At 38.0% G+C, this 24,089-nt stretch carries 22 protein-coding genes and 4 pseudogenes; 21 read left to right on the forward strand and 5 right to left on the reverse strand.

Annotated features, from left to right (window positions below; translation table 11 throughout):
• The first annotated feature begins 60 nt into the window (after window positions 1-60).
• From ADU22_RS12400 to ADU22_RS24975, 6 genes are all read left to right on the forward strand, one after another.
• Window positions 61-816 carry an SDR family NAD(P)-dependent oxidoreductase gene (locus ADU22_RS12400; protein WP_053362430.1) on the forward strand — a complete coding sequence of 252 codons (756 nt, stop codon included), beginning with the start codon at window positions 61-63 and terminating at the stop codon, window positions 814-816.
• A gap of 1,112 nt (window positions 817-1,928) precedes the next feature.
• Window positions 1,929-2,882, forward strand: a complete 954-nt coding sequence (locus ADU22_RS12410) for an ABC transporter ATP-binding protein (protein WP_053362432.1) — start codon at window positions 1,929-1,931, stop codon at window positions 2,880-2,882.
• Window positions 2,866-3,810, forward strand: a complete 945-nt coding sequence (locus ADU22_RS12415; RefSeq protein WP_053362433.1) for an ABC transporter permease — start codon at window positions 2,866-2,868, stop codon at window positions 3,808-3,810. The genes ADU22_RS12410 and ADU22_RS12415 overlap by 17 nt, the downstream gene beginning before the upstream one ends.
• Before the next feature lie 205 nt (window positions 3,811-4,015).
• Window positions 4,016-6,232, forward strand: coding sequence for a hypothetical protein (locus tag ADU22_RS12420; RefSeq protein WP_053362434.1), 2,217 nt, complete (start codon window positions 4,016-4,018; stop codon window positions 6,230-6,232).
• 57 nt (window positions 6,233-6,289) lie between these two features.
• Entirely contained in the window at window positions 6,290-6,946 is a 657-nt protein-coding gene (locus ADU22_RS12425) for a lysozyme inhibitor LprI family protein (protein ID WP_053362435.1), read from the forward strand.
• A gap of 125 nt (window positions 6,947-7,071) precedes the next feature.
• The gene (locus ADU22_RS24975; protein ID WP_053362436.1) at window positions 7,072-7,317 is read left to right on the forward strand and encodes a hypothetical protein; all 246 of its coding nucleotides are present in this window, start codon (window positions 7,072-7,074) and stop codon (window positions 7,315-7,317) included.
• 229 nt (window positions 7,318-7,546) lie between these two features.
• Here ADU22_RS24975 and ADU22_RS12435 read toward each other — a convergent pair whose 3' ends face one another.
• Window positions 7,547-8,401 carry a GRP family sugar transporter gene (locus ADU22_RS12435; RefSeq protein WP_053362437.1) on the reverse strand — a complete coding sequence of 285 codons (855 nt, stop codon included), beginning with the start codon at window positions 8,399-8,401 and terminating at the stop codon, window positions 7,547-7,549.
• Window positions 8,402-8,606: 205 nt separating this feature from the next.
• On the opposite strand from ADU22_RS12435, the gene ADU22_RS12440 reads away from it, so the two are divergent.
• The 7 genes and pseudogenes from ADU22_RS12440 to ADU22_RS12465 all read left to right on the forward strand — a co-directional run bounded on the left by ADU22_RS12440 (window position 8,607) and on the right by ADU22_RS12465 (window position 12,143).
• Window positions 8,607-8,786 (forward strand): hypothetical protein, encoded by a 180-nt coding sequence (locus tag ADU22_RS12440; RefSeq protein ID WP_053362438.1) that lies wholly within the window; start codon window positions 8,607-8,609, stop codon window positions 8,784-8,786.
• A 169-nt stretch (window positions 8,787-8,955) separates the two neighbouring features.
• The gene (locus ADU22_RS25405; RefSeq protein WP_286132274.1) at window positions 8,956-9,087 is read left to right on the forward strand and encodes a hypothetical protein; all 132 of its coding nucleotides are present in this window, start codon (window positions 8,956-8,958) and stop codon (window positions 9,085-9,087) included.
• A gap of 625 nt (window positions 9,088-9,712) precedes the next feature.
• Window positions 9,713-9,814, forward strand: a pseudogene (locus tag ADU22_RS25625) (CPCC family cysteine-rich protein); the annotation flags it as partial.
• Window positions 9,815-10,009: 195 nt separating this feature from the next.
• A complete protein-coding gene (locus ADU22_RS12450; protein WP_053362440.1) occupies window positions 10,010-10,573 on the forward strand; it encodes a GNAT family N-acetyltransferase in 564 nt (187 codons plus the stop codon).
• A 617-nt stretch (window positions 10,574-11,190) separates the two neighbouring features.
• A complete protein-coding gene (locus ADU22_RS12460; protein ID WP_053362442.1) occupies window positions 11,191-11,424 on the forward strand; it encodes a YczI family protein in 234 nt (77 codons plus the stop codon).
• A 121-nt stretch (window positions 11,425-11,545) separates the two neighbouring features.
• Window positions 11,546-11,677: a hypothetical protein gene (locus ADU22_RS25410; RefSeq protein WP_286132275.1), complete on the forward strand. Its 132-nt coding sequence runs from the start codon at window positions 11,546-11,548 to the stop codon at window positions 11,675-11,677.
• Between the two features lie 235 nt (window positions 11,678-11,912).
• Window positions 11,913-12,143 (forward strand): hypothetical protein, encoded by a 231-nt coding sequence (locus tag ADU22_RS12465; protein WP_053362443.1) that lies wholly within the window; start codon window positions 11,913-11,915, stop codon window positions 12,141-12,143.
• Between the two features lie 141 nt (window positions 12,144-12,284).
• On the opposite strand, the gene ADU22_RS25185 is transcribed toward ADU22_RS12465, so the two are convergent.
• A complete protein-coding gene (locus tag ADU22_RS25185) occupies window positions 12,285-12,458 on the reverse strand; it encodes a tyrosine-type recombinase/integrase (RefSeq protein ID WP_353611383.1) in 174 nt (57 codons plus the stop codon).
• Between the two features lie 329 nt (window positions 12,459-12,787).
• On the opposite strand from ADU22_RS25185, the pseudogene ADU22_RS25190 reads away from it, so the two are divergent.
• From ADU22_RS25190 to ADU22_RS12480, 3 genes and pseudogenes are all read left to right on the forward strand, one after another.
• Window positions 12,788-12,953: pseudogene (locus ADU22_RS25190) on the forward strand (NAD(+)--rifampin ADP-ribosyltransferase); the annotation flags it as partial.
• Between the two features lie 259 nt (window positions 12,954-13,212).
• Complete coding sequence (locus ADU22_RS12475) at window positions 13,213-13,710, forward strand: DinB family protein (RefSeq protein ID WP_053362444.1); 498 nt, start codon at window positions 13,213-13,215, stop codon at window positions 13,708-13,710.
• Window positions 13,711-14,458: 748 nt separating this feature from the next.
• On the forward strand, window positions 14,459-14,998 hold the full coding sequence (locus tag ADU22_RS12480) for a DUF1572 domain-containing protein (protein ID WP_053362445.1): 540 nt from the start codon (window positions 14,459-14,461) through the stop codon (window positions 14,996-14,998).
• Between the two features lie 279 nt (window positions 14,999-15,277).
• Here ADU22_RS12480 and ADU22_RS12485 read toward each other — a convergent pair whose 3' ends face one another.
• Window positions 15,278-16,537 (reverse strand): hypothetical protein, encoded by a 1,260-nt coding sequence (locus tag ADU22_RS12485; protein ID WP_069187980.1) that lies wholly within the window; start codon window positions 16,535-16,537, stop codon window positions 15,278-15,280.
• 268 nt (window positions 16,538-16,805) lie between these two features.
• Between ADU22_RS12485 and ADU22_RS12490 the strand changes: the two genes are divergently transcribed.
• A complete protein-coding gene (locus tag ADU22_RS12490; protein WP_053362446.1) occupies window positions 16,806-17,207 on the forward strand; it encodes a hypothetical protein in 402 nt (133 codons plus the stop codon).
• Between the two features lie 791 nt (window positions 17,208-17,998).
• On the opposite strand, the pseudogene ADU22_RS12495 reads toward ADU22_RS12490, so the two are convergent.
• Window positions 17,999-18,330, reverse strand: a pseudogene (locus tag ADU22_RS12495) (winged helix-turn-helix transcriptional regulator).
• Window positions 18,331-18,366: 36 nt separating this feature from the next.
• Entirely contained in the window at window positions 18,367-18,723 is a 357-nt protein-coding gene (locus ADU22_RS12500) for a winged helix-turn-helix transcriptional regulator (RefSeq protein WP_007085798.1), read from the reverse strand.
• 168 nt (window positions 18,724-18,891) lie between these two features.
• On the opposite strand from ADU22_RS12500, the gene ADU22_RS12505 reads away from it, so the two are divergent.
• From ADU22_RS12505 to nagZ, 4 genes and pseudogenes are all read left to right on the forward strand, one after another.
• The gene (locus ADU22_RS12505; RefSeq protein WP_053362447.1) at window positions 18,892-19,638 is read left to right on the forward strand and encodes an SDR family NAD(P)-dependent oxidoreductase; all 747 of its coding nucleotides are present in this window, start codon (window positions 18,892-18,894) and stop codon (window positions 19,636-19,638) included.
• Between the two features lie 98 nt (window positions 19,639-19,736).
• Window positions 19,737-20,069 carry an antibiotic biosynthesis monooxygenase family protein gene (locus ADU22_RS12510; RefSeq protein ID WP_053362448.1) on the forward strand — a complete coding sequence of 111 codons (333 nt, stop codon included), beginning with the start codon at window positions 19,737-19,739 and terminating at the stop codon, window positions 20,067-20,069.
• A 337-nt stretch (window positions 20,070-20,406) separates the two neighbouring features.
• Window positions 20,407-20,633: pseudogene (gene glxB, locus ADU22_RS12515) on the forward strand (methylglyoxalase); the annotation flags it as partial.
• A 474-nt stretch (window positions 20,634-21,107) separates the two neighbouring features.
• The gene (gene nagZ / locus ADU22_RS12520) at window positions 21,108-22,874 is read left to right on the forward strand and encodes a beta-N-acetylhexosaminidase (RefSeq protein WP_053362449.1); all 1,767 of its coding nucleotides are present in this window, start codon (window positions 21,108-21,110) and stop codon (window positions 22,872-22,874) included.
• Window positions 22,875-24,089 lie beyond the last annotated feature (1,215 nt).

The following is a 24,089-nucleotide window of genomic DNA, read 5'->3' on the forward strand; positions in this document are numbered from 1 at the left end:
AGTAGCTTTGGAAGATATACTTAAAAATTCAATTTTCCTTATTGCAGGAGGTGAAGGTGGATGGATCTCGGCTTGAAAGGCAAAAATGTCCTGATTACTGGTGCGGCAAAAGGGATTGGCCGTGGAATTGCCTTTGCTGCTGCCAGTGAAGGGGCGAATATTGCTTTACATTATCTTAGTTCGGCAGAGGAAGCCGATCATACAGCAAAAGAAATACACAAGGCTTTTGGTGTGGGTGTACACCCTGTTAAAGGGGATCTCGCAAATATGGAAGAGGTAAAAAGAATAAAGACGGAACTTGATGAGGGGCTTGGAAGCATTGATTGTATTGTCAACAATGCGGGCTTTGCCAAGGTGAAACCGTTCTTTCAATATGAAATGGATGAATGGAAGCGTGAAGTGGATGTTTGCTTTTATGGAGTCCTTAATTTGGTGCATACTTTCATGCCTGAAATGATGGAAAAGCAGCAAGGAAAGTTTATTAATCTCGTGGGTGACTCCGCACGGACTGGTAATAAAAATTTGATTATATCTGCTGCTGCCAGGAATGGCACAATAAGTTTCCTGAAATCCATAGCACAGGATGTGGGGAAACACAATGTCCAATGCAATACAGTATCACTTGGCTTGGTCGACCAGGGATCGCTGGACATTAAGGAAGCGACATTAGAAAGAATTGTAAAGCAATACCCACTGAAGCGAATTGGAAAAGTCGATGATGTAACGGGAATCATTCTATTTTTACTATCAAATCATGCTGAATGGATTACCGGTCAAGTGATATCTGTAAACGGGGGGCATAGCATGATAGGGTAAGGTTAAAAGGCAGGTATGGAAGGAAATCTGGACAGGGTTTTTATACCTATAGAGGTGGATAAGTTAAAAGCAAAAGCCCATTATCACAGTCACCTATACAGAATAGTAGCCTTTTTGTTGAAGTCTTTTCTGAACAAACGCGGAACAAGAAATCCAATTTGCTTTCCCGTATGCAGCAACTTATTAGTAGTATAAAGCTACATGCTGAATAAGTTTTGGAGGCATAATAACTTATATATTGGTTATCTGTGAGGTGCGTATTTTATTTTGATTGTGTTAGACAATTCACCGATGAAGAGAGTGGCATTCAACAGCTTCATTGCGAGTTTGTCTTTGAGCCAATTATAGAGTTGAAGGAACTAGGAGCATCTGAATGGTACTTTTAAAGCGGAAAATGGAAAACTTTTTAATGAAGTATAAATTCTCCTTGAATTCAAAATACTATTAAATTATACTCCATTGAAGTTGAATATTTATCTAGAACAAGAATAGATAAAGGAACCAGTTGCTAACTAGCGGCTGGTGTCTCTTTTCTGATGGCAGAGATTGAGGGAGAGTCAAGTGGCCTTTTTGTTTGAGGTTCTTATAGGACAAACTGTTACGTAAGCGGGTTTTCGGAAGTATTCATCCGAGGGAGTTTAAAATGACAAAGGTAGAAAAAGAACTTCTGATTTTAATACTGAAACCCAAACCACTCCAAAAACTTAATGAGAGTTTATGAATTTTTTTTTTGGAGCTGAGAAAATGAAGCATAAGTTAAATTGGTGAGAAGGAGTATTTAAATAATTGGCTAGGGGTGCTTGGATCCAAGATGGATTAAGCACCTTTTTGTTGAACTCCTTATGTGCTAAAGGGGCAGGAAAGTTCAATAAGAAACAAAAAATAGAACAAACTACAGCCAGTCTTGTGAAAATATTTACGAAACAGAATTTTCCAAAAAGGGCTTGTATGTTAGTCTTAAACAAGCATTTTGTTGACTCGTTCACCAAATGATGTATTTGGATAAATAACCAAAAAAGGTAAATGGGGTTTACAATATCTTAATATTCTTTATTACATATAATGGTATAATATAGAAATATAGTATAAAAAATGGAAGAGGAGGAGAGAGAATGGCCGAAAAAGCACTTGAAGTACAATCCTTAACGAAAAAGATTAAGGATAAAGTAATTGTAGACAATGTTAGCTTCTCCATTGAAAAAGGAGAAATCTATGGTCTGCTCGGACCGAACGGGGCAGGGAAAACAACCATAATCCGAATGATTGTGAGCTTGATAGTCCGGACACAAGGCAGTGTGGTCGTTAATGGGTATAATTTGGACAGTCAATTTACAGAATCAATGAGTGAAATGGGCGCGATTGTTGAGAATCCGGAGTTCTATAAGTATTTGAGTGGATACAAAAATTTAAAGCACTATGCAAATATGGCAAACAAAAAAATCTCCGAGGAACGTATCCAGGAAGTGATTCGGCTGGCAGGCATCGAAGAAGCCATCCATCAAAAAGTCAGAACCTATTCACTCGGTATGCGGCAACGGCTGGGTGTTGCGCAGGCATTGCTGCATGGCCCGTCCCTTTTAATCCTGGACGAGCCAACAAATGGACTTGACCCACAAGGGATAAGGGAGTTTAGGGAATACTTGCGCGCTCTTGCAAAAGAAGGAATTTCCGTCCTCGTTTCTTCCCATTTATTATCAGAGATGCAGCTGATGTGTGATCGGTTTGCGATTATTGAAAAGGGAAAGTTAATACATATTTCTTCCATTAACCAGCTGCATGAGCAAAATGAGGAAGCACAAAGAGTTTTGTTTGAGGTCAGCCATTCGGATATGGCGATCAAGCTTATCCATGAAAACGTAATGGGAGATGAATTGAAAAAAGAGGGCCAGAATCAGTTTTCGCTGAGCCTGGATAAGGATTCGATTGCGGCTGTCAATCGGTTACTAGTGAAGAATAACATCGATGTATATTCCATTCATCCTGTAGCAGCCACACTTGAAGATCGTTTCCTTGAATTAACCGGTAAAGGGAGTCAGGAGGTCAAAACCAGTGTCGTTACTCATTAAAAATGAATTAGGGAAAATTTTCGGCAAGAAAAGCAGCTGGATTTACATGTTGGTCATTGTCATCGCGGTTATCCTTGCCGGGGTCCTTCAGGAAAGATTGACAGATGGATCAAGCAGTAATTGGCGGGAGGAGACCCAGGCGAATATCAGCCAATTGCAGCAAGACTTGGAATCGGCTCCCGAGGAACAAAAGGAATGGATGGCCGCTGAAATCCAGCAGCAGCAAGTTTACCTTGATGAAAATATTGATCCAAATGCCAGGAGTAATTGGCATTTTATGAATGAGACGGTCTATGGGGTCACCGTCCTTGTCACGCTGTTTGCCGTCATTGTCAGCAGTGCCAGTGTCTCTGCGGAATTCTCGGACGGGACGATCAAGCAGCTGCTGATCAGGCCGCACCAAAGATGGGTTATTCTTTTGTCAAAATATGTTTCGGTGATCCTTTACAGCTTGATGCTGCTCATTGTCCTGATTGCAGCCGGATTTATGATTGGCTCTGTTATCTTCGGCAGCGGGGAGTTTAATGGTAAATTTTTTGAGATGACTCTTGAAGGGCAAAAATTAGCGGAGCTGGGACCGCAATTTTTCTTGAAGGTCCTGTATTACCTTCCAAGCCTTTTAATGGTCATCACCATCTCTTTCATGTTATCAACGTTGTTCAAAAGCCAGTCTTTGGCAGTGGGAGTTGGGATATTTGTTTTGTTTATATCTTCAACTCTTGGCGGTCTGATTGTTTTTCTTGCGGAAAAGTATACATGGGCGAAATTTTTAATCTTTCCGCATTTGGACCTTACCGTCTATGCACTGCAGGATGAAATACTCCAGGATGTTACCCTTCCGGTCTCTTTGTTAACCTTGGCTGTCTATTATGTCCTTTTCATTGCCCTAACGTTTACCATCTTCCAGAAACGGGATGTCAGCATATAGCTTGGTAAACATGAAATGAACGAAAGAAATGCCAATTGAATTTCTCACGTGCCGTCGATCAAGGCGGCATGTTTTATTTTTCTATAAAATTTACGCGTTGATGCTAATTTATTCCGCTGGCTAAAAACAATTGGCTTAATCCGCCTAAAGAACGATGTGTAACAGGAAGTCGTCAATTGAACAGAGCTAGAAAAAGGGGATTATGATGAATAGAACTAAAGTTTTGATTACAGGCGGTCTTTTGCTTGTTTTGATTTTATTTTTCTCATTCTGGTTCGCCCAACTGAAGGCGGAAAAGGAAGAACAGGCAGTTCTCAATGAACCAGTATACAAACCGGAGATAAAAAAAGAAGCAGGGATGAAGCTTGGAGCACATTCAGGTGATACATATCTTCAGGTATATAAGGATGGTCAATGGAAAGATATTTTGATCAAAGGGGTGAACATGGGGATTGCCAAGCCAGGCTCGTTCCCAGGAGAAGCAAAGATCAGCAAAGGGGAGTATGCACGATGGTTCCAACAGATCAGTGACATGAACGCGAATGCTGTCCGTGTATACACGACCCATCCGCCCGGCTTTTATGAAGCCTTATACGAGCATAACCGAACCAGAAAAGAACCGCTATATCTTTTTCATGGCGTATGGGTGAATGAAGAGACATTTTATGAAAAAAAGAATGCCTTTGATTCGGCCGTGGTGGATGATTTTAAGGAGGAGATACATCGTACGATTGATCTTATTCACGGGAATGCCGACATTGAAAGCCGGCCAGGGCACGCCAGCGGCCGCTATGAGCATGACGTATCCCCATATGTGCTGGGATGGATTCTTGGGGTGGAGTGGAATCCGGAAGCTGTCGTTGGCACAAACAAAAAAAACAGCGAAAAAACAAGCTATGACGGAACCTACTTCCAAACACTGGCGGCGTCCCCATTTGAAACCTGGCTTGCAGAAATGATGGACCATACTGCACGTTATGAAGCAGAAAACTACGGATGGCAGCGGCCAATGAGCTTTACCAACTGGGTGACGACCGATTTGCTCACCCATCCAGCCGAGCCCAGTGCAGAAGAGGACCTTGTGTCTGTCAATCCGAACGTGATCAAAGCGAAAAAAACGTTTTATCCCGGGATGTTTGCATCTTACCATATCTATCCTTACTATCCGGATTTCCTCAATTACCAGGAGAACTATGTGAATTATATAGATCATAGAGGGAAACCAAATAACTATGCCGGCTATTTAAATGATATGAAAAAACATCATGAGATGCCTCTGCTGGCCGCGGAATTTGGGATTCCGTCTTCCAGAGGGCTGACCCATGAAAATGTATATGGGTTTGATCAGGGACATCATTCCGAACAAGAACAAGGAAACTATGTAAAAAGCTTGTTCGAAGACATAATCGCCGAAAATCTTGCAGGCGGCCTTGTCTTCTCCTGGCATGATGAATGGTTCAAGCGGACTTGGAATACCATGGATTACGACAATCCTGACCGAAGGCCCTATTGGGACAACGTCCAAACCAATGAACAGCATTTTGGCCTGCTTAGTTTTGAACCCAATACCAAGAAAACCCAGCTGCATGTGGATGGCAATCCGTCCGATTGGAAGGCGAGAAACCATAAGCCGGCTTATTCCTCCGGTGAAACTCTGATTAAAGAAATTTACATTTCAAGTGATGCCAGAGGGTTGTATATACGAATGGACGTGAATGAAGAACAGTGGGATGAAAAGGAGTTGAAGGCATCGATTTTGCTTGACACGATCCCGTACCAGGGTCAGAGCACGATTCCTGGAGTGAAAGGGGTAAAGGAAGATGGCATCGATTTCCTGATTGAGCTGAGCGGAAAAGAGAATTCTAGGGTTTTAATCGATAGTTACTACGATACCTTCTATTATCACTATGGACATGTTCTCAAGATGATTCCCATCCAGGAATACGCCAAGAGGAAGGACAATGGCACCTATCATCCGATCCGCCTGGCCCTTAGTAAGGAATTGACAATCAACCTGGAGGAAGGTATGGTTACGATGCCCTTTTCATCCTACGAAACGGGAATCCTGAAGTACGGAAATGGAAATCCTGCGGCAGAGGATTTTAACTCCCTGGGAGACTTCTATATGCAAGATGGCGTACTGGAATTTAGGCTTCCCTGGTTATTATTGAATGTGAAGGACCCAAGCCAAAAAGAAATCATGGGTGATATCTGGTCGGAAGATGGCTTAAACAGCTCCAAGATCATTGAATCCGTTTCGGCGGCCGTGATCGTGAGCAATCAACAGAATGAGATTGTCCAGCGCATTCCCTGGATGAGCTATTCATGGGAGAATTGGGACCAACCGATTTATCATGAACGATTAAAGAGCTCGTATGAAATTCTGCAGAAGGCCTTCGAAGAAATGGGTGTTGGAGAGTAGAACAAAGTGTACCAATTTAATGAATGGCACAAACACCAACATGGGGAGGAATCATAAATGGGAAATTCCGTAAAATGGTTAATTCTAATATCGGCAGTAGTTTTAGTTGCATTGGCTGCTTGTGGAAACTCATCTGATGAGTCAAGTTCTATGATGGACAACCAGTCACAAAATAAAGACTCAACTGAACACACAAATGACGATTCTTTGAATGAAGATTCAACTGACAATACTTCAAATACCACCAACACCGATCCAAACACCAGGAATGAAAATCATAATGATCTAAATGAAAAAGTGGGTACATCAAACGATGTATCTGCAAAAGAAGAAGAATCGTCTATTAATCATACTCAAGCGAGTCGGAAGGAAGAGTATCTCAAAAAATTAGAAGATACTAAAAGAAAAACGGAAGAATTGGAAGCAACAGATTCATCGACCTACGCTTTAAAAAAAGTGGAAAACGATCGATGGGAAATTTGGGATGAATTGTTGAATGAAATTTACGGGGGTTTAAAGGAGCAGCTTTCATCCGAAGAGATGGACCATTTAAGAGAAGAACAACGGAATTGGATAAAATTTAGAGATGATCGTGCATTGACAGCGTCGCAAAAATATAAAGGCGGCACACAGGAACACCTGGAATATGTGAGTGTACTAGCAAATCTTACAGAAGAAAGATGCTATGAGTTAGTTGCCAATTATTTAAAGTAACCTTACAACAATGACAGGGGAGCGGTTGTGACGTGAACTTTGGGTATCGCTCGTTATATCCTTTTTAGATGATTTGAAACTATTAGTGTAACAATTGAAAATAAATAAAGTATAGGGACGATGAGATGAATAAGTGGGGATTTCTTTCTTTTCTAATGGTTATTGCTAGTATTCTTTCATTTTTAATTATAAGAGGACCAAATGCGAATTTGTTGATGGCTATTATCATTCTAGGGACTTTCTCGCTATTGGGTGTTGTGTTTGCTGGACTATCAAAGAAGTGGTTGATAGGAATATTGGGTGTTTTATTAAATGGAGTAGTCTTAGCTTGTGTATATTTCCTATTGCTAGCCAGGGGAATTGCTGAATAAATTCTTTTTGGCTTATTCAGCTAAAGGGTGCTCAGTGAGGGACAAGGCTTCCTCGGAAGCCTTGTCAACTGGAAGGTACTGACAGGCGCTCTCAGTGCCCATTTTCAGGAGCGGGCAGTGATTTTGGGTACTGACAGGTGCCCTCAGTGCCCGTTTTTAGGAGCGGGCAGTGATTTTGGATACTGACAGGCGTCCTCAGTGCCCATTTTTAATCTTATTAAATAACTCGTTACGCTTTTGTAATTCCCAATAATACTCCAGCGGCAATAATAAGCATGCAGCCTAGCAAAACAAGCAAGACTTGTTTTTTACTATGCCGCTCATTTAAAAAGAAGAGTCCACCAATTGTGGAGATGACAATGCCAGTTTGGGACAGCGAAAAGCTAGTCGCAACTCCGATTTTAGGCAAGGAAAGAAGGAGTCCTAGATTCCCTGCTCCCCAGAGAATTCCAGTGAAAATATTTCGAACTGCATATTTATTGTAGGGTTTATGGGTGAGCGTCAAAAGTAAAGCTCCTGTCACCATTCCCACTCCTTGAGGCAAAACAGCAGCCCAACCATCAATTTCAAACCATTGGATTAAGACCACATACCCTACAAAGCCAGCAGTGGAAATAGCCAAAATGACCAAACCTTTTTTTAGATTATTGGACTTTCCGCTTTCTCCTCCCTGTTGCATTGAAATAACCACGGCACCCGCAATAATGAGAACCAGTGAAGCAATCCCGATTATAATCTCCATAGTTGTTTCCCATTCGTTAAAAACAAACGCACCAAAAAAAGTTGTCCCTATCAATTGCAAGCCAGTCGACATCGGGGTAGTTTTTGCAACACCAAGATAACGAACAGCTCCAAATTGATTTTTCTGACCAAGGGACCAAAATAAACCTGAAAAGAATCCCACAATCCAAATTAGCATGGATAAATCAGGCTGTTTATAAATGTACACGGCGATTGCAAATAACAAGGCACCAACTGTTGTCCCAAGTGTTTGGCTGTTTTCATCACCGCCAAGCTTTTTACTTACGAATACAATACTTCCCCATGAAGCAGCCGCGAGCAGTGCTAAAAAAATCCCTGACAAATGTAGTCCCCCATTCTCATTTTTTGAATAGATATTATCGCTGTTTCTTTTGTTTGCAAATCCCAGGCAAGATATTACTTTTTTTAGAAGTGTAACTATATGAAAATAACAATCAACAATATCATTTACCATGAAATTTGTTTCTGTAAACAATTTGTTGCACGATTGAAGAACTGTTTATATTCGAAGAGGAGAGAATGTAATTATGTATGCTTCTATCGGGGCTATTATTGGATTATATGGGGGAATGATGTGTGGGATCCTTGGCTGGTGGTTCGGACGGAAAAAAGCTACGAATAACTGGATGTTTTTATTATTTAGTATTCCACCAAATTTAATTGGCCTTTTTACTGCACTTACACCAAATAGAAAAGATACCGAGTAAACTTACTTTAGATATGAAATGAAGTCGTACAGTTTTACCCCTTAAGGTTTGGTTATCTAAAAGGGTGTTTATTAAATTACAGAAGGAAAATAACATTTGCATTAAAAGGTCAAGTAGGAACTGTTGAGGGACAATAAAGTTAGGAGGCGCCGTATAGAGGAGGGTTTGAATGGATTGGTTATGGGCGTGGCTTGCCTTTTCCCTAGCTGCTGGGGCTTTTTATAACTCCTATGAAGTAAAAAAAGAAATTAAAGAGTTGAAAGAAAGAAATGAAGAATTAGAAGAAGAAGTCTATAAATAATTTAACTTCTTCAACAAAAGGGTGCGTTGATCCAGGAAGGATTAACCGCCTTTTGTGTAACGATTGCGGAAAGTCTTTCAATGATACGAGGCTCACCATTATTCATCATAAGGTTTTAAAATGCTATTTTTTCTCACAAGTAACTGGTGACCAAAAGCCATCCTTCTTTTTCTTGGACTTTCATTGTCGTAATCATGGCAAAACAAACGGGGAGGTTAGTGAAAGAAGAAATATCTAACACGTACCTTATTGTGTGTGTTAAAATATGGAATAAACCTGCAGGAGGCTTTAATGTTTTGGAAAGTATCAGAGCATACTTGAAAATAGATAATAACTGGTTTTTTGTTCCTTTAGCCCTCATTACCATCTTAGTTTTAATTATGAATAGAACAGGTCCGTTAGAAGGACAGCTAAGACCCGTAGGCTTTCTTTTGTTTGCAATTTTATGTATTAGCTTAACTGTAATTTGTAGACACTCTAAAATCAAAATAACAGGAATATTGCTCTACTTCATCTTTTTCGGGCTAATCCCGTTCTTGGATTAAACTAAAGTTTACAGTGAACGGTCTTTTTGAACTAACGGGCAGGTTAGCTTAACAAGAATATAGTCAAAATGGGGGCAAGTATGAAATATACTTGTCCTTGTTGCGGCTATAAAACATTAGAGGAAGAACCACCTGGAACATTTAACATTTGTGGCATTTGTTTTTGGGAAGATGACGGAGTTTGTTAGAAAGCCTAATGAGAATGACGAAAAGGATTCAAATTGGAAACCATTATAATTACTTGTTTTCTTCAGCTAACGGGGAGTCCAAGAAGGATGAACGCTTAATTTGGTGAAGTTATTAACCTCACCGGGGGTTAGTTAAAGAACAGGCTAGTACAGATAAATTTTCAATTGAATTAATGGAGTGTGAGCGAAATGATCGATTTAGGTAATAAACCATTAATTGTAGGGGAGAATGTTGTTCTCAGGCCATTTAAGGATGAAGACTTTCCTTTTATAGAGGAATGCTTAAAGGATCCCGAAGTTTTAAAACTGACAGGAAGCAGTTCGGATTTTGATAGGGAATCCATTCTCAAATGGTATACTACAAGAAATGAACAAACTGATCGCTTGGATCTTGCTATTGTTGACAAATCGCAGGGCATCTTAGTGGGAGAGGTAGTGGTCAATTTATACGATGAAAAAAGTCAGAGTATGAATTTTAGGATACTTATTGGTCCAAGGGGAAGGAATCGAGGATTGGGGACGGAAGCAACTAAACTCGCAATTGATTATGTATTTAAAAACACTACACTTAACCAACTAACTTTAAGTGTTTTTGACTTCAACCCAAGAGCCAAATATGTTTATGAGAAGGTTGGTTTTGTAATATGTGGAATTGATGAAAACGACCTAGAGTTTGAAGGGAAATGGATTGACTCTATCAATATGAAATTATCAAGAGAAAGTTGGATAAATAGAGAAAAAAATGCTTATTGAGCTAACGGGTGCTTTAATCCAGGAAGGATTAAGGCACTTTTTGTTGAATTCCTTATTGAACAAACGGGGCAATTTAGTGGAGGAACATTTCTGTTCAACTTTTTTCAATATTCGACCTTACATCAAGGGAAGTTCTATTTTGCAAAATTCACCATATCTTAACTAATATCAAAAATTCCTCCAAGAGGAGTTATAAGCATGGTGCGTGTTAAATTTATGATTAAACAATTCCTCAAAGAGCCTTTATGGTTTAAAATCCTAATCTCTATAACTTTGCTTATTTCAGTCATTTTTAGCAGTGCATTTTTTGCAAATAATGCTTATTATCAAAGTTTCTCCAAATTGGCCGCCGCTATCTTTTTTTGTGCATATGGAATTAAACTTAGGAGTAACCGTTTAACTTCTGTCATCTTATTATCTGTATCAGCTCTATGTATATTTCTATCCATTCTCGCTATATCTTAGTGAAGATGCTATTTTGTAGTTCAACTTACGAGTGCTTTGATCCTGGAAGGGTTAAAGCTCTTTTTTGTCGAACCTCTTATTGAAGTAAATGGGCAGGATAGTTTACAATAAATTAGGAATATGTGGTAACTTGGTTAAAAGGGGGTTTTTAATTGTTAAAGTTTTTGCATATTGTTTTATCAATAACAGTTATTTCACTTGCGGGATATGGATTGATTACTGAAGATTTTAAGTTTCAACCATATATGATGTTGTTTTTAGGTTTAACGATGCTGGTAATGGGATTAAGAGAATTTCAAAAAGGACAAAAAGGTTATGGCTGGCTAAGTATCATTGTATTTATATTTATTTCATTTGTATCAATCAAAAGTTTCTTATTGAAGTAACGGGTGCCTTAATCTTGGAGGGATTAAGGCATTTTTTTATTGAATTCCTTATTAAACATCGGGGCAGGATGGGATGATAAGATAATGGATATTTCAGGTAAAGTATAAAGGGGGATTTTGAATGGATTGGTTATGGGCATGGTTTGCTTTTTCACTTGCCGCAGGAGCGTTTTATAACTCCTATGAAGTAAAAAAAGAGAATGAAAGGTTGAGAGACAGAATTGAAAAATTAGAAGAGGGAGTATATAAATAATTTCAGCTAACGGGTACATTAATCCAGGAGGGATTTCCGCCCTTTTTTTATGAAGTCCTTCTTGAACAAACGGGGCAGGTTAGCTCAATAAGCCAAATGGATTTTTACTTATAATAAATGGGAAATTTATATAAAAATGGAACATCTATTTGTTTCAAACGTAATAAAGTAAAGCAGCAGGTTGAATAAAGAAGATTGAAAGGAAAGTAATTCATAAAAAAAGGGGGTATAGAAGGTGGACTTATTACTCTGGATAACTACTGGTTTCATGCTAATCGGATTAGTTGTTCTCGTGTCTATGAAAAAAGGTATGGAAAGTAAGGTCGCTTTTATAAAAGCAAATATGGAGGACGATGAAAATTCATCAAAAGTCAAATCCGTAATTTGGTGGATATKGAGTACCGCTGCTTGGGGAGTAGGGGGGATATTTCTTGTTGTTTGGTGGTTTCATAATTTTTTTGGATAACTGTCGGTTTCAAATGTACTTAAACTTACGTGTGCGAGGATTCAGGAAGGATTACCGCCCTTCATTTGGGCAATACTCATCCCGTTCGGTCACAAAAATTGCTGAATCTTGATCCTGACAGCTATCTATGTATCGCTTTAGCTAGATTTCTGCTCGAATGTTTATATAGACCTCACGTTCTTTGTCCTCTTTTCCACTTACAATAGCAGAACGGTTAGACCAATTAATTGAATTGTAGTCAAGCAATACAATTTCCCCAATCCTGCACCCCGTAGAAAACGTAAATTCGAATAGAGCTTTTTCCATCGGGCTCATACAAGCCCTACGTAAAAGTTCAATCTCCTATTCGGTTAAAAATCTTGGGATTCCCTTTCCGACTTTAGGTTCCTACTTAAACAATTATCAAGGAAGGCTAAAAGGTTGGATACAACAATTTAACGGTTTGGCAACACAATCTCTGAAATTTGCTGCGAACAAAGTGGACATTTATAAAAATAACATAAAAACCAAGCTGAACTAATGCCGTGTTCAACAAAATGGGTGCTTGATCCAGGAAGGATTAACGCCTTTTTTGTTGAATTCCTTATGGAGCTAAAGGGGCAGTTTAGTTGAAGAAAAAGGAATTAATAAGTTATGGACTTGCAGCAGCATTAGCAATAGGTGAAGGAAGAGAACGCGTTTATAAAATAGAACCAACAGGTGAATTTGAAAACGACCCAAATGTTACTGACAAAAAGTTCCCGGGTAATTTAACACGATCTTATCGTTCTCAAGAACCTTTAAGAATTATTGGTGAAGAAACTGAGTGGGCGAAACTGACACCTACGGAGCGAAGTGAATGGCGCAAAAATTTAGCCAAAAACAAGGGCGAAATTATTAACTGAACATATTTCAAAAGGAATAAAAATTTGATAATTATTTTAGATCAGTCTTCCACAAACGGGCCATCTAAATGGAGCTCTCATTAGATAAATAATAATATTTAAAGGAATAATTCATTTTGATAAAGAATATTAAAAAGGAATAAGTTAAATGATTTTACATGACCCATAGGTGAGGAGAGGAATTTATGATCAAAAGACTGATCGTCGGGGACGCATCCCATGAACTGGCCACTACGCGCCGCATTCTGGAGCGCTTGCCCGAGAAGCATATGTCGTGGAAACCACACGAGAAATCGATGACGCTCGGCGGGCTGGCCACGCACCTGATCAACCTGCTAAACTGGCAAGTCGCGATTTTTCAGTACCCGGAGTTTGATCTTTCGACCGTGCCGCTGAAGCGCGAGCCTTTGGAAAAACCCGCTGATGTTCTGGAGGAGTTCGATGTAAACGTAGGCAAGTTGGAAAAGCTGCTCACCGAATGCGAAGAGAAAGCGTTCGGCGAGGAATGGACTCTGCGCCACGGCGAACATATCATCCTCCGAGAGCCGCGGGCGATCGCGATCCGCACCTTCGGATTAAGCCACATGGTTCATCACCGGGCGCAGCTCGGGGTTTATTTGCGGCTTCTCGATATTCCGGTGCCGGCCATCTATGGCCCCTCGGCCGACGAGGAAGCCAAATGAATTAAGTTTCTCGTCCCATACTCGCCAAAAAGTCGTAGGTCACCGGCATGAACGTCGTTTCTCTACTACAATGGACAAGAATGATTATACTCCTTGATCACTAACAGTTGAGGATTTTTAATTGAATAATATTTGTTTATTCAAAGAAAAGGGCGCGATCATTGAAGATTCTTAGTCTAATTCCTCGGTAAAAATGCGGAGGTATTAGACTTTTGTTATTTCTTAAGATCCTTAAAGGCTTAAATCCATATTCTCTGGGTATTACTCAATTGATAAACACATTGGCAACAAGCGGTAAAGATTATGAAAATCATTAGTAAAAAACATGGCAGAAGTGGTACATTCTTATGGCCGTAATCAATCGAAAGCAGAAAGGGCACTCATAAACAGAAGTACCTTTTCAATAAAAAGGAACCACAAATTTGTGGTTCAAGTTTTGTTGGATGTGATCTCATCTAATCACAAACATCTGGTGAGATCACAAACATCTTATTCATCCCAGTAATAAGGTGTGAAATACACGAAAAGTCATCCCTCGCTCACTAAAAGGGACAGTCAAAGAGAGGAACAAGGAACACCCTTATGCGATGGCAGTAGTAGTATGTGCCAATTGAATGGATTTATACGCATGTCCTTGAAGAACAAGTGCTTCTCCACCAAATGTTGCATGAGTTTTGCTTGTTCCTCTTACGGGGCAGAAGAGTTGAATAAATTTTGGGGCTTTTCAATCCTGAATAGGGGGATTTATATGGAGGTTGGAAAAGAATATTTAAGGACTGTAATTCAAAGGTTTAAAAGTGTGAAAAGTCTTGGAGATAAGACAATAAATCAACTGTCGGAAGAGGAAATACATTGGACTTATAATAGTGAGTCCAATAGTGTTGCAATAATAATAAAGCATTTGAGCGGAAATATGGTTTCCAGGTGGACTGACTTTTTAACTTCCGATGGGGAGAAAGATTATCGAAATCGAGACGAAGAATTTATAGATAATATTTCTGCGAAATCAGATTTAATTACTGTATGGGAAAAGGGTTGGAAAGTCCTACTTGAGACACTAACTGATTTAGGTGAGCAAGACCTATTAAAAAATATATACATTCGTGGAGAAAAGCATTTGGTGTTAGAGGCTATCGAAAGACAAATGGCACATTACGCCTATCATGTTGGACAAATTGTTTATATTGGTAAAGAACTAAAAGATAATAATTGGAAGAGTCTCAGCATTCCGAAAGGAAAATCTGAAGAATATTTAAAGGAAATGCTTGAAAAACACCAAGATAACTAGTGTTATGTTGTTGATCAAAAGGGTGCTTTGATCGAATAAGGATTAAGGCACCTTTTTGTTAAATCCTTATTAAACAAACGGGGCAGTTTAGTTAAAGAGTGGTGTTTAACTTGTGTTCATCGATTTAATCGAATAAATTAATGCATAAACGATAACATATGAAAAGCAAATTCCTTTTATCAGCGAAATTTGCTTTTTTGCACTTCCAAAATCTCAGCAGCCAGTAACCTACTACTAATTTGGCTATATTAGGAAATTAAAACGGCACACTTATTGCAATTATTTATTGCTTTCTTTCGAATATTTACCATTAGCAATAATTTTACCCCCAATGGTAAGTTCCTTCACTTCTCCGCCCTCTAATGCGTAACTTGTAACATCATCACCATGCGTAATAATGTCTCCATTAACGGTCAAACTTTCAACTTTGCCCCCTGATTTAATACTTACCGCATTTGCCGCAAGTTTCATGATTACGCCTTTAACTAAGGAGTTGCCAACAGAGCCAAAGGTTGTAACATTTTCTTCAATAATCATATTTCCAATAGGCTTACTGACTTGTATTCCAATGGAACCATCTCCATAGGTTGTGATGGATTTAAACTTAATATTTTCTACTGTACCGTCATATTGGTTAAACCCTCTTGCTCCTATTCCATATGTAATAATATCCTGTGCCAAGAAATCTTTTACTGTTCCAAAATTCACAAATCCGATGCCGCTTGGTCCATAAGATATAACCTTACCATGACTATTCCACTTTTCAACTTTTCCCCATGTATCCAGAACCATATCATTCACACCGTAAGTCACAATCTCGTCATGATGTTCAACTTTTTTTGCCTCCACACCATACACAATGAATACTGCTGCGGTAATAATATTAGCTGTCCCAAACGGCAGCATTCCATTTGAATAGACTGCACCTGTAGTCAGTGCTTCCAAATTAACCTTGCCGCCTTCATCGCCAAAACCGGAAACAAAAATACCTGAGCCTATTACAGGAGCATTTTTATTACCTATAGAGACGTTTGTTAATTTGCAATCAATTTGACTGTTAGGATCCGAATTAAAATTGTAAACAGTCATTGCTCCTTGGTACACATTAACGCCATACTTTTGAGGTTGCTCACTATAATGCCTCGAATCGCAAGAGGTAATATGGATATTGTTTACATTAAGATTAATCCTGTCCGTTCCAAGTCTAGAAATAATGGAAACCTGACCTGAAATATGTAAATTTTCAAGGACAAGATTCCCCATATCCGGTATCCCACACACTGTATAAATGGCCCGGTTTGTTTGTTTTGTCATTACAGTTAGGTTTGAGATGGTATTATTGCGAGTCACTCCAAAACCATCACTATTACTAAAGCTTACTATACATGATTCGATATTTATTCCAGTTATTTGATAGCCTTCAGGCACAGTAATCGTATGAGGGGAAAGAATGGAACCTTGTACTTCTATAACTTGTGGTACATTTTCAGAAATCGCTTCCAATAGTTCTAATAATGTCGTAACCTTTGTTCTTTCCATTTTTAACATTCCCCCTTTAGGTCGTTTTACTTGTTATAAAATTATGATGTACAATTTTTTTAGCAGTATCCTTTCCATTAAATAAAATCCGAGGCGTTTTTTAAAAATAATCAGATTATGGAGGAACACCTTTAAATTGGAGTTATATTAAGGTGTAGAAGAGTTTGTGAGGATGAAAAATATCCGCCTTTATTGTTGAATTCCTTCTTGAACAAACGGGGCAGGTTAGCTCAAGAACAATCAGAACCTTATAGAAACGGGTGAAAGAATGACTAGCCATTACTTTATAGCAACTATAAGACCTATACCAGAATTTCATTTAGATGAAAGTAAGTATCTATTTCTAAGTGGTGAAGATTATAAAAAAGAATTACCGTTTTCACTTCCTTACATCTATGAATACGGAGGAGAAGACATTGATTTTTTAGCATTCTTAGATGAATTTATGGAGATTGGTGATGTTGTAGAACAATACATATATGAAGAAGGGCGGCACGGAAGAGCATTATCTTTTAATTATCCTGAAGAGGCGAGAACAATAAATCTCTTGAAAAAGACGTATAAGGATCAATTCGGTAAATATCAGATTAGTGAGAAAAACTGGAAGGTGGATTTGGCTAAACGGACTATTGCTTCTAAGCGAAGTGTTACGACATTTGTTAAATACTAATATCGATGACTAAACCTTTTTTCACTAACGGGGCAGGTTTGTGAAATAAGAAACAAGAGTCAAAGTTCTAATAACAAAGAAAAGATCTATCCTGATTCGGGTAAGGATAGATCTTTTCTGCTTATTCACATTTTGCTGATGCTTCGCAGCGTCAATTTTAATTTGCTCAAGAAAAAGTAAATTATGCGGTATTTATTCACTTGCTTGTGTGGAGGCTGCTAGATATTGAAAAGCTGCCCTTCGCTCACTAAAAGGGACAGCTAAAGAGAGGAACTAACACCCAAATATGGGTACAATGGTAGTGTGTGCCAAATTAATAAATGTATACCTTTTAGGCAAAAAAAGAGCCGCTCTCGGGTGTTACATTAGTTGACCCAAGAGGAATTAATATCGCCTTTTATGTTGAATTCCTTATTGAACAAACGGGGCAGGATAGTTGAATAAGGTTAGTCATGATTAGGAGTATTTTACTTTGAATATTGAACTAGTCGAAATAAATATAAAGTAGTTTATTCGAAAGCGAAAAGGACTATTAAACACGGGGGTAGCGTCCTTGGAATCTACTTACGTTGAAATCCGAATTTTCCTGACGCTAACCCATTTATTATAGGGATTCTGCCCTGTTGTAACATAAGTAGAACTTCTTTACTTTTTACTTCAGGATTACTGGTACGACTATTAGAACAGAAAACAGTTACCAATTAGGTAACTGTTTTCTGTACTCTAATATAAAATACTTAATTAATCTCACTGTGTTTCCAAATGGGTTCTCATTATTTATACAAAAGAAGTTAATTATTACGGTTTTTTTCTCCCCATTCACATAACTGTTCTAAAACAGGTAATAGCGTTTCTCCTTTATTTGTAAGGCTGTATTCCACTTTAGGAGGTATTTGAGGATATTCTTTTCGTCTAACCATCCCATCTGCTTCCAAATCTTTAAGTTGTGAACTCAATGTTTTATAGGTGATTGTTCCTAATCTTCTTTTCATCTCATTAAAGCGAACGGGTTGATTCTGCGAAAGGAGATACAGAATTAGCTTTTCCATTTACCTCCAACAACTGACAAGGTATATCCGAAAGGTGTCTCTTGGATATTACCCTTTTCTTTAAAATCAGCCATACTCTACATATAAGGTGTTATAAGTTGGTTCCCTCATTAAGAAGCCTCTTCTGGTTGTGCGATTTCAAATTCACCTTCTGCATACTCTTGCTCCGCATAATGGCTTCCCCATTGACAGAGCTCCTGCAAGATAGGTTTAAGAGATTCTCCAAGTTCAGTGGATGAATATTCAACCTTCGGTGGTACTTGATTATACATCTTTCTGCTCACAAGTCCACTGTCTTCAAGCTCTCTAAGTGTTTGAATCAGCATTTTCTGAGTTATATTTGGGACAATGCGCTTTAATTCACTCGTTCTCTTTGGTCCATTCATTAAAAAGTATAATACAAGACCTTTCCATTTTCCGCCAATAACTTCCTTTGTCACTTCAAAACCACAACTAAATTTTTTCAAGTCTAAACCTCTCCATTCCACATTTATTACTTTTTAGTTACTATATCACAAAAAAGTGGGTACTTCCGTTAATGTGCTTACTGAGGGATACTATATCTTGTAAGTTGTTCTTCAAGTACTTAAAGGTATTAGACATAAAATAAAATTAATTCTAAAGGAGTGTTAAGTATGGGTAAATTTGACGGTAAAATAGCGCTTGTAACGGGTGGAACAAGTGGGATTGGTCTTGCTACAGCACAAAAGTTTGTAAACGAAGGTGCATATGTTTATATCACGGGACGCAGACAAAACGAACTTGATAAAGCTGTTAACCAAATTGGTAAGAACGTAACCGGTGTACAAGGGGATATTTCTAAGCTTGAAGACTTAGACAAACTATATGACCTTATAAAGCAGGAAAAAGGTAAGTTGGACATTCTTTTTGCTAATGCAGGCATCGGCAACTTCCTTCCATTAGGTGAAATTACTGAAGAGCAGGTTGATAGAACGTTCGACATTAACGTTAAAGGAACCATCTTTACTGTTCAAAAAGCGTTATCACTATTCCCGGACAAAGTAGGTTCTATTATTGTAACTGGCTCTACCGCTGGATCAATTGGCAACCCAGCGTTTAGTGTATATGGAGCATCCAAAGCAGCATTAAGAGCACTAGTTCGCAGCTGGATTCTTGACCTAAAAGGTACTGAAATCCGTGTAAATGTGGTTAGTCCAGGAGGTATTCTTACACCTGCATACGATGAGCTTTTTGGTGATGCACTTGAAGAGGTACTGGAAAATAGCAGAAATACTGTTCCAGCTGGAAAAATTGGGACACCTGAAGAAGTAGCAAACGCTGTATCTTTCCTTGCTTCAGACGAAAGCAGTTACTTGACGGGTGTTGAATTGTTCGTAGATGGCGGGCTAGCACAGGTATAATTTCACTGCGGAGAGATTACAAATAGTCCCAAAAAAGGTTAATGGGGAATGGTGAAACGGAATCGCCGCAAAATATAAAATTTATAGGAGGAGTCAATATGACCAATCAACAAGTTCAACTCAATATTCGTTTTAAGGCTAAACCAGGGAAGAAAGAAGAATTCCGCAAGGAGCTATTTTCCCTAATTGAGGAGATGTCATCCGAAAAGGCATTTATTAGCGCTATTGTTTCGGATAATCTGGATCAACCGGATGAACTGCTCATTTATGAAACATGGAAAGGCACGAGAGATAGCTGGCTTGATGAAGAATTTATTAAACCATACCGCAAGGATTACGAAGTAAGACTGGATGATTTAATTGTGGAAAGAAGCGTTAGCTGGTTGCAACCTAACCGTGAATGGGGAAGCCATATAACGAATGCATATTAATTTTTATAAATGAGAAATAGCATCTACAGCTGTACAAATGGGCTTATTTTTTAAACATATAACAATTAGTTCGACCATCGCTAACGCGCTGGACATGAAAGAAAATTAATGATTCCTATATTCCTAATTACAGTAGAGTGAAAAGAGATTAATCATTTACTTCTCACATTGAAAGTGGCATCTTAACATTAATTACTTTTCAAATGCTTGATAAAAATAATTGTAAAATATTTCCTGATTTTATGTGTTTAAATTATTTGTTTCCTGTAATAATTATGGATTATCTGATGGAGCAAATAAGTGATTCATTGATATTACTTCTTCCAATTATCTCTAGCTTTTGCTCGAGCCTATTAACCATCCAGCCGCTAAAGAGTATCAAAGAAACTGTTTGCCGAAGGCATCCCGGTAACAATGTTTGTCCTTGCAGATATTCGTAAAGAGTACGAACGATTATTGGAAAACGGCGTGAAGTTTACAATGGAGCCGACAAAAATGGGCGAAGTCACAATAGCTGTCTTCGACGATACATGCGGCAACCTTATTCAGATAATGCAGGAGTAAACTTTATTTATGGTAGAAAAAGTTATGCAATAAAGTGTTTTTATAACCAATTTAACAACAACTTTATGTTACCTCTGTCTTAATTTTAGGACAGGGGTATCCATTTTTAAGGTTTGAAATTTATGACAATGTGAATAATTTCGCTTAAACTAACGGGTGCGTTAATCCAGGATTAAGCACCTTTATTGTTGAATTCTTCATTGAACAAACGAAGCAGGCAGATAAACTTTTTTAGAAAGGTGAATCAGCATGATATAAAGGCCACGTTGAACTTGCTAAAAAAATTTGGCCTTTCTATTATGAATAATTTTCAATATAATGGTTGAAACTTATAGCCTTAAAGTATGATGAACTTTTCTTGAAAGGAAGAGCGATAACTTTTTTTAGTTTAAAAGGACTGACATTCCATTGACTACAATTGCAATCAATTGATAATTTGAGGAGTGCTAAAAAGGTAGAAAGGGGAATTGGAACATGACAAGGAAAAGAAAAAGGGGTTCTCGAAATAAACTACGTATTTTTACAATCCTACTATTAATGTTTGCCTTATTCATTGGAGTTTATTATGCGATCAAAGAAAATGATAGCGAACAAACGCCAGTTAAAGAAAGCCCGATTATAACTAATCCATCCGATACTAAACCTTCCGGTAAAAATACAGTGGACTCAAAGAATGATCAGAATTCAAATCTTGAGAAATTAGTAGAGGAAACGTTTTCCTTATCCAAGGTAGGTAAGGTTCCGAACATTTCCTTTGTTTCTGGTGAAACAGGATGGAATGAAGTAAATAAAGAGTGGGGAAAATCAGACCATATTTCGGAAACTGCTAAAGGCAGGTATGAGGAATATGAAAGTCATCATGCAACAATCGGCTATGCAGATCAGACTGTAAAGGATATACGATCTTATGATTCCGAACTACAAAATATTTCTTTTAATGAAATTGAGAAAATTGGTGGAGAACCGGATGCCATTCGATACTATAAAGATTCAACCCATGACCAAATGATACTTGTATATCATGCAATGGCTCATACTGATTTATTATGGGTTTTACCAGTAAAAACAGAGCAGGAGCCAAATCCTAAAGTTGACCATATTTCACTCTATACACAGCTTGAAAAAACACCAAATCAACAAGAAAACCAAACCATTTCAGAAGTAATTTCTAAAATGAGTTTTGAAGATAAAATAGGGCAGATGATTCTTGCTGGGATTTCCGGGACCACAATGGATACAAACGCAAAACAATTAATAAGCCAATTCCATGTCGGAGGAATTATTTTTTACAAAAATAATTTTGAAACCCCTGAACAAACTGTTCAACTTGTGAATCAACTGAAAGCTGGAAATAGTTCGAGTTTACCACTTTTATTAGGCGTTGACCAAGAAGGGGGACGAGTGACAAGATTACCTGGTGGACTTGTTAACTTTCCTCCAAATAAACTGATTGGACAGGTAAATAATCCCGAGTTTTCTTATAAAGTCGGTACACTATTAGGGCGTGAATTAAAAAAATTTGGTTTAAATCTCGATTTTGCACCTGTTCTTGATATTAACAGCAATCCAAATAACCCAGTTATCGGGGATCGATCATTTGGGAACAATTCGGAAATAGTAAGTAAACTTGGGATTCAAACGATGAAAGGGATTCAGTCACAAAACGTTATCCCTACAATTAAGCATTTTCCTGGTCACGGAGATACATCGGTTGATTCCCATTTAGAACTCCCAATTGTAAATAAAAGCCTTAAGGAACTTAAAGAACTTGAGTTAATTCCGTTTGAACGTGCGATTGATCATGGTTCAGATGTTGTGATGGTCGCCCATATCTTATTGCCTGAATTGGATAAAACCAACCCAGCCTCCATGTCAAAAGCTGTCATGACGGATCTTCTTAGAAAACAACTTAGTTTCACGGGAGTAATCATAACGGACGATATGACAATGGGGGCTATAACAGAACATTATGATATTGGTAAAGCAGCGGTAGAATCAGTAAAGGCAGGAAGCGATATTATTTTAGTAGGGCATGACTATAATAATGTTGTAAAGATTATCTCCTCTTTAAAAACTGCTGTTCAAAATGGGGGAATTTCTGAACAAAGATTAAATAAAAGTATAGAAAGAATTATTCAACTAAAAAGGAAATATAGCATTAACGATACGAAAGTAGAAAATCCTAACATAAATGAAATAAATCAATCCATCAATAGTCTTCTGAATCATTATTTACATTAATTATTCCGTTAGTGAAAGAAAAATGATATAAAAGGACCGCGCATATTCAACTTATCTAAATGTGTGGTCCTTTTATTACATGGATGGGTTCCACTTGAACGTATTATGGTTGGGTTTCAAAGGAAAATTTATTAATGTAAAAAAAGAATGTGAAAAAATGTACTTAAACAAACGGGTGCTTTAGTTTAAGAGCAAAAACCTAATTTCCCGTTAAATAGAAAGCGATATTAATTCCTGTCACAAACATATAGACAAAGATGATTCATTCATATTATTTAACACTTACTCCAAAAAAAAGCCTTCTAGGACTTGTCCTAATGAAGGCTGGCTGCAAGTATTTATCTGGCAGCCGATCATATCAAGGGCTGAAAGTGCTAAATTAACAGCATACATAATTTAATTTTAATGGAATATAAAAAGTGAACTGCCAGGGAACCAAACCTGCTATTTAGGATGACTGAATCCAAGCTTCATCCGATTCTTCATGAAAAGCATCTGGAGAGGTCGTTTCATTACACTTCCAGCAATAGCTTCTTGTGCTCTCCCATTTGGAAAGCAGTTCACCACAATAAATACATTCATGAAAATCAAAAGTCACAATAGGTCCTGTATTTCTGAATATTAAGAAAACAATCTACAACCACCATACCATATATACCAAAACAGCTTGAGGATTTCCATAGGTTACATTCCGAAAGAAAAAAGAAGAAAACATTGGAACAAAATTAAGATGAGTACTATTTTTTGCATCACCTCCTAATAACCGATGTTCCATTTGCCTTCCACACAATAAATATATATAAATTCTGGAAAACTTTAAAATATCCCGTATATCCTTTTCTGGGAATTCATTTCCTTTTTATAGAAAAGCCCTTTAAGAATAATTCCTAAAGGGCTTTTTTGGAATTTATATTTCCAAGGGAAGGTCCATGAACTACTATTTGGCACCACCTTCGCCAAATACAATGACAGCCACACTTGCTATCCAATCTAAAATAGTAACTTCCTCGGTATTCATTAATACCCTGTACACCAGTTTCTAAACCTTGGAGGGGGAGAGGATTAAATTAAAGGCCCATCATGCTGGTCATCCATAGGAAAATGAAAGTCAATGAAGGTGCGTTGATCAAGACAGGAATAGCCGCCTTTTTTGTTGAATCCTTTTTACAACAACCAGGAGTTTAGTTGAATAATCTTTTTGGAGGGCATAATAAC

The organism is Bacillus sp. FJAT-27251 (assembly GCF_001273925.1).
Lineage (GTDB): Bacteria > Bacillota > Bacilli > Bacillales > Cytobacillaceae > Mesobacillus_B.

Bases quoted from the DNA above. Each gene is read 5' to 3' on its own strand.
- ADU22_RS12490 (WP_053362446.1), top strand. From the start codon at position 16,806: ATGACTAGCCATTACTTTATAGCAACTATAAGACCTATACCAGAATTT.
- ADU22_RS25410 (WP_286132275.1), top strand. From the start codon at position 11,546: ATGGATTGGTTATGGGCATGGTTTGCTTTTTCACTTGCCGCAGGAGCG.
- ADU22_RS12510 (WP_053362448.1), top strand. From the start codon at position 19,737: ATGACCAATCAACAAGTTCAACTCAATATTCGTTTTAAGGCTAAACCA.
- ADU22_RS12485 (WP_069187980.1), bottom strand. From the start codon at position 16,537: ATGGAAAGAACAAAGGTTACGACATTATTAGAACTATTGGAAGCGATT.
- ADU22_RS12410 (WP_053362432.1), top strand. From the start codon at position 1,929: ATGGCCGAAAAAGCACTTGAAGTACAATCCTTAACGAAAAAGATTAAG.
- ADU22_RS12420 (WP_053362434.1), top strand. From the start codon at position 4,016: ATGAATAGAACTAAAGTTTTGATTACAGGCGGTCTTTTGCTTGTTTTG.
- ADU22_RS12425 (WP_053362435.1), top strand. From the start codon at position 6,290: ATGGGAAATTCCGTAAAATGGTTAATTCTAATATCGGCAGTAGTTTTA.
- ADU22_RS12480 (WP_053362445.1), top strand. From the start codon at position 14,459: ATGGAGGTTGGAAAAGAATATTTAAGGACTGTAATTCAAAGGTTTAAA.
- ADU22_RS25185 (WP_353611383.1), bottom strand. From the start codon at position 12,458: ATGAGCCCGATGGAAAAAGCTCTATTCGAATTTACGTTTTCTACGGGG.
- ADU22_RS12475 (WP_053362444.1), top strand. From the start codon at position 13,213: ATGATCAAAAGACTGATCGTCGGGGACGCATCCCATGAACTGGCCACT.
- nagZ (WP_053362449.1), top strand. From the start codon at position 21,108: ATGACAAGGAAAAGAAAAAGGGGTTCTCGAAATAAACTACGTATTTTT.
- ADU22_RS12450 (WP_053362440.1), top strand. From the start codon at position 10,010: ATGATCGATTTAGGTAATAAACCATTAATTGTAGGGGAGAATGTTGTT.
- ADU22_RS24975 (WP_053362436.1), top strand. From the start codon at position 7,072: ATGAATAAGTGGGGATTTCTTTCTTTTCTAATGGTTATTGCTAGTATT.
- ADU22_RS25405 (WP_286132274.1), top strand. From the start codon at position 8,956: ATGGATTGGTTATGGGCGTGGCTTGCCTTTTCCCTAGCTGCTGGGGCT.
- ADU22_RS12440 (WP_053362438.1), top strand. From the start codon at position 8,607: ATGTATGCTTCTATCGGGGCTATTATTGGATTATATGGGGGAATGATG.
- ADU22_RS12505 (WP_053362447.1), top strand. From the start codon at position 18,892: ATGGGTAAATTTGACGGTAAAATAGCGCTTGTAACGGGTGGAACAAGT.
- ADU22_RS12400 (WP_053362430.1), top strand. From the start codon at position 61: ATGGATCTCGGCTTGAAAGGCAAAAATGTCCTGATTACTGGTGCGGCA.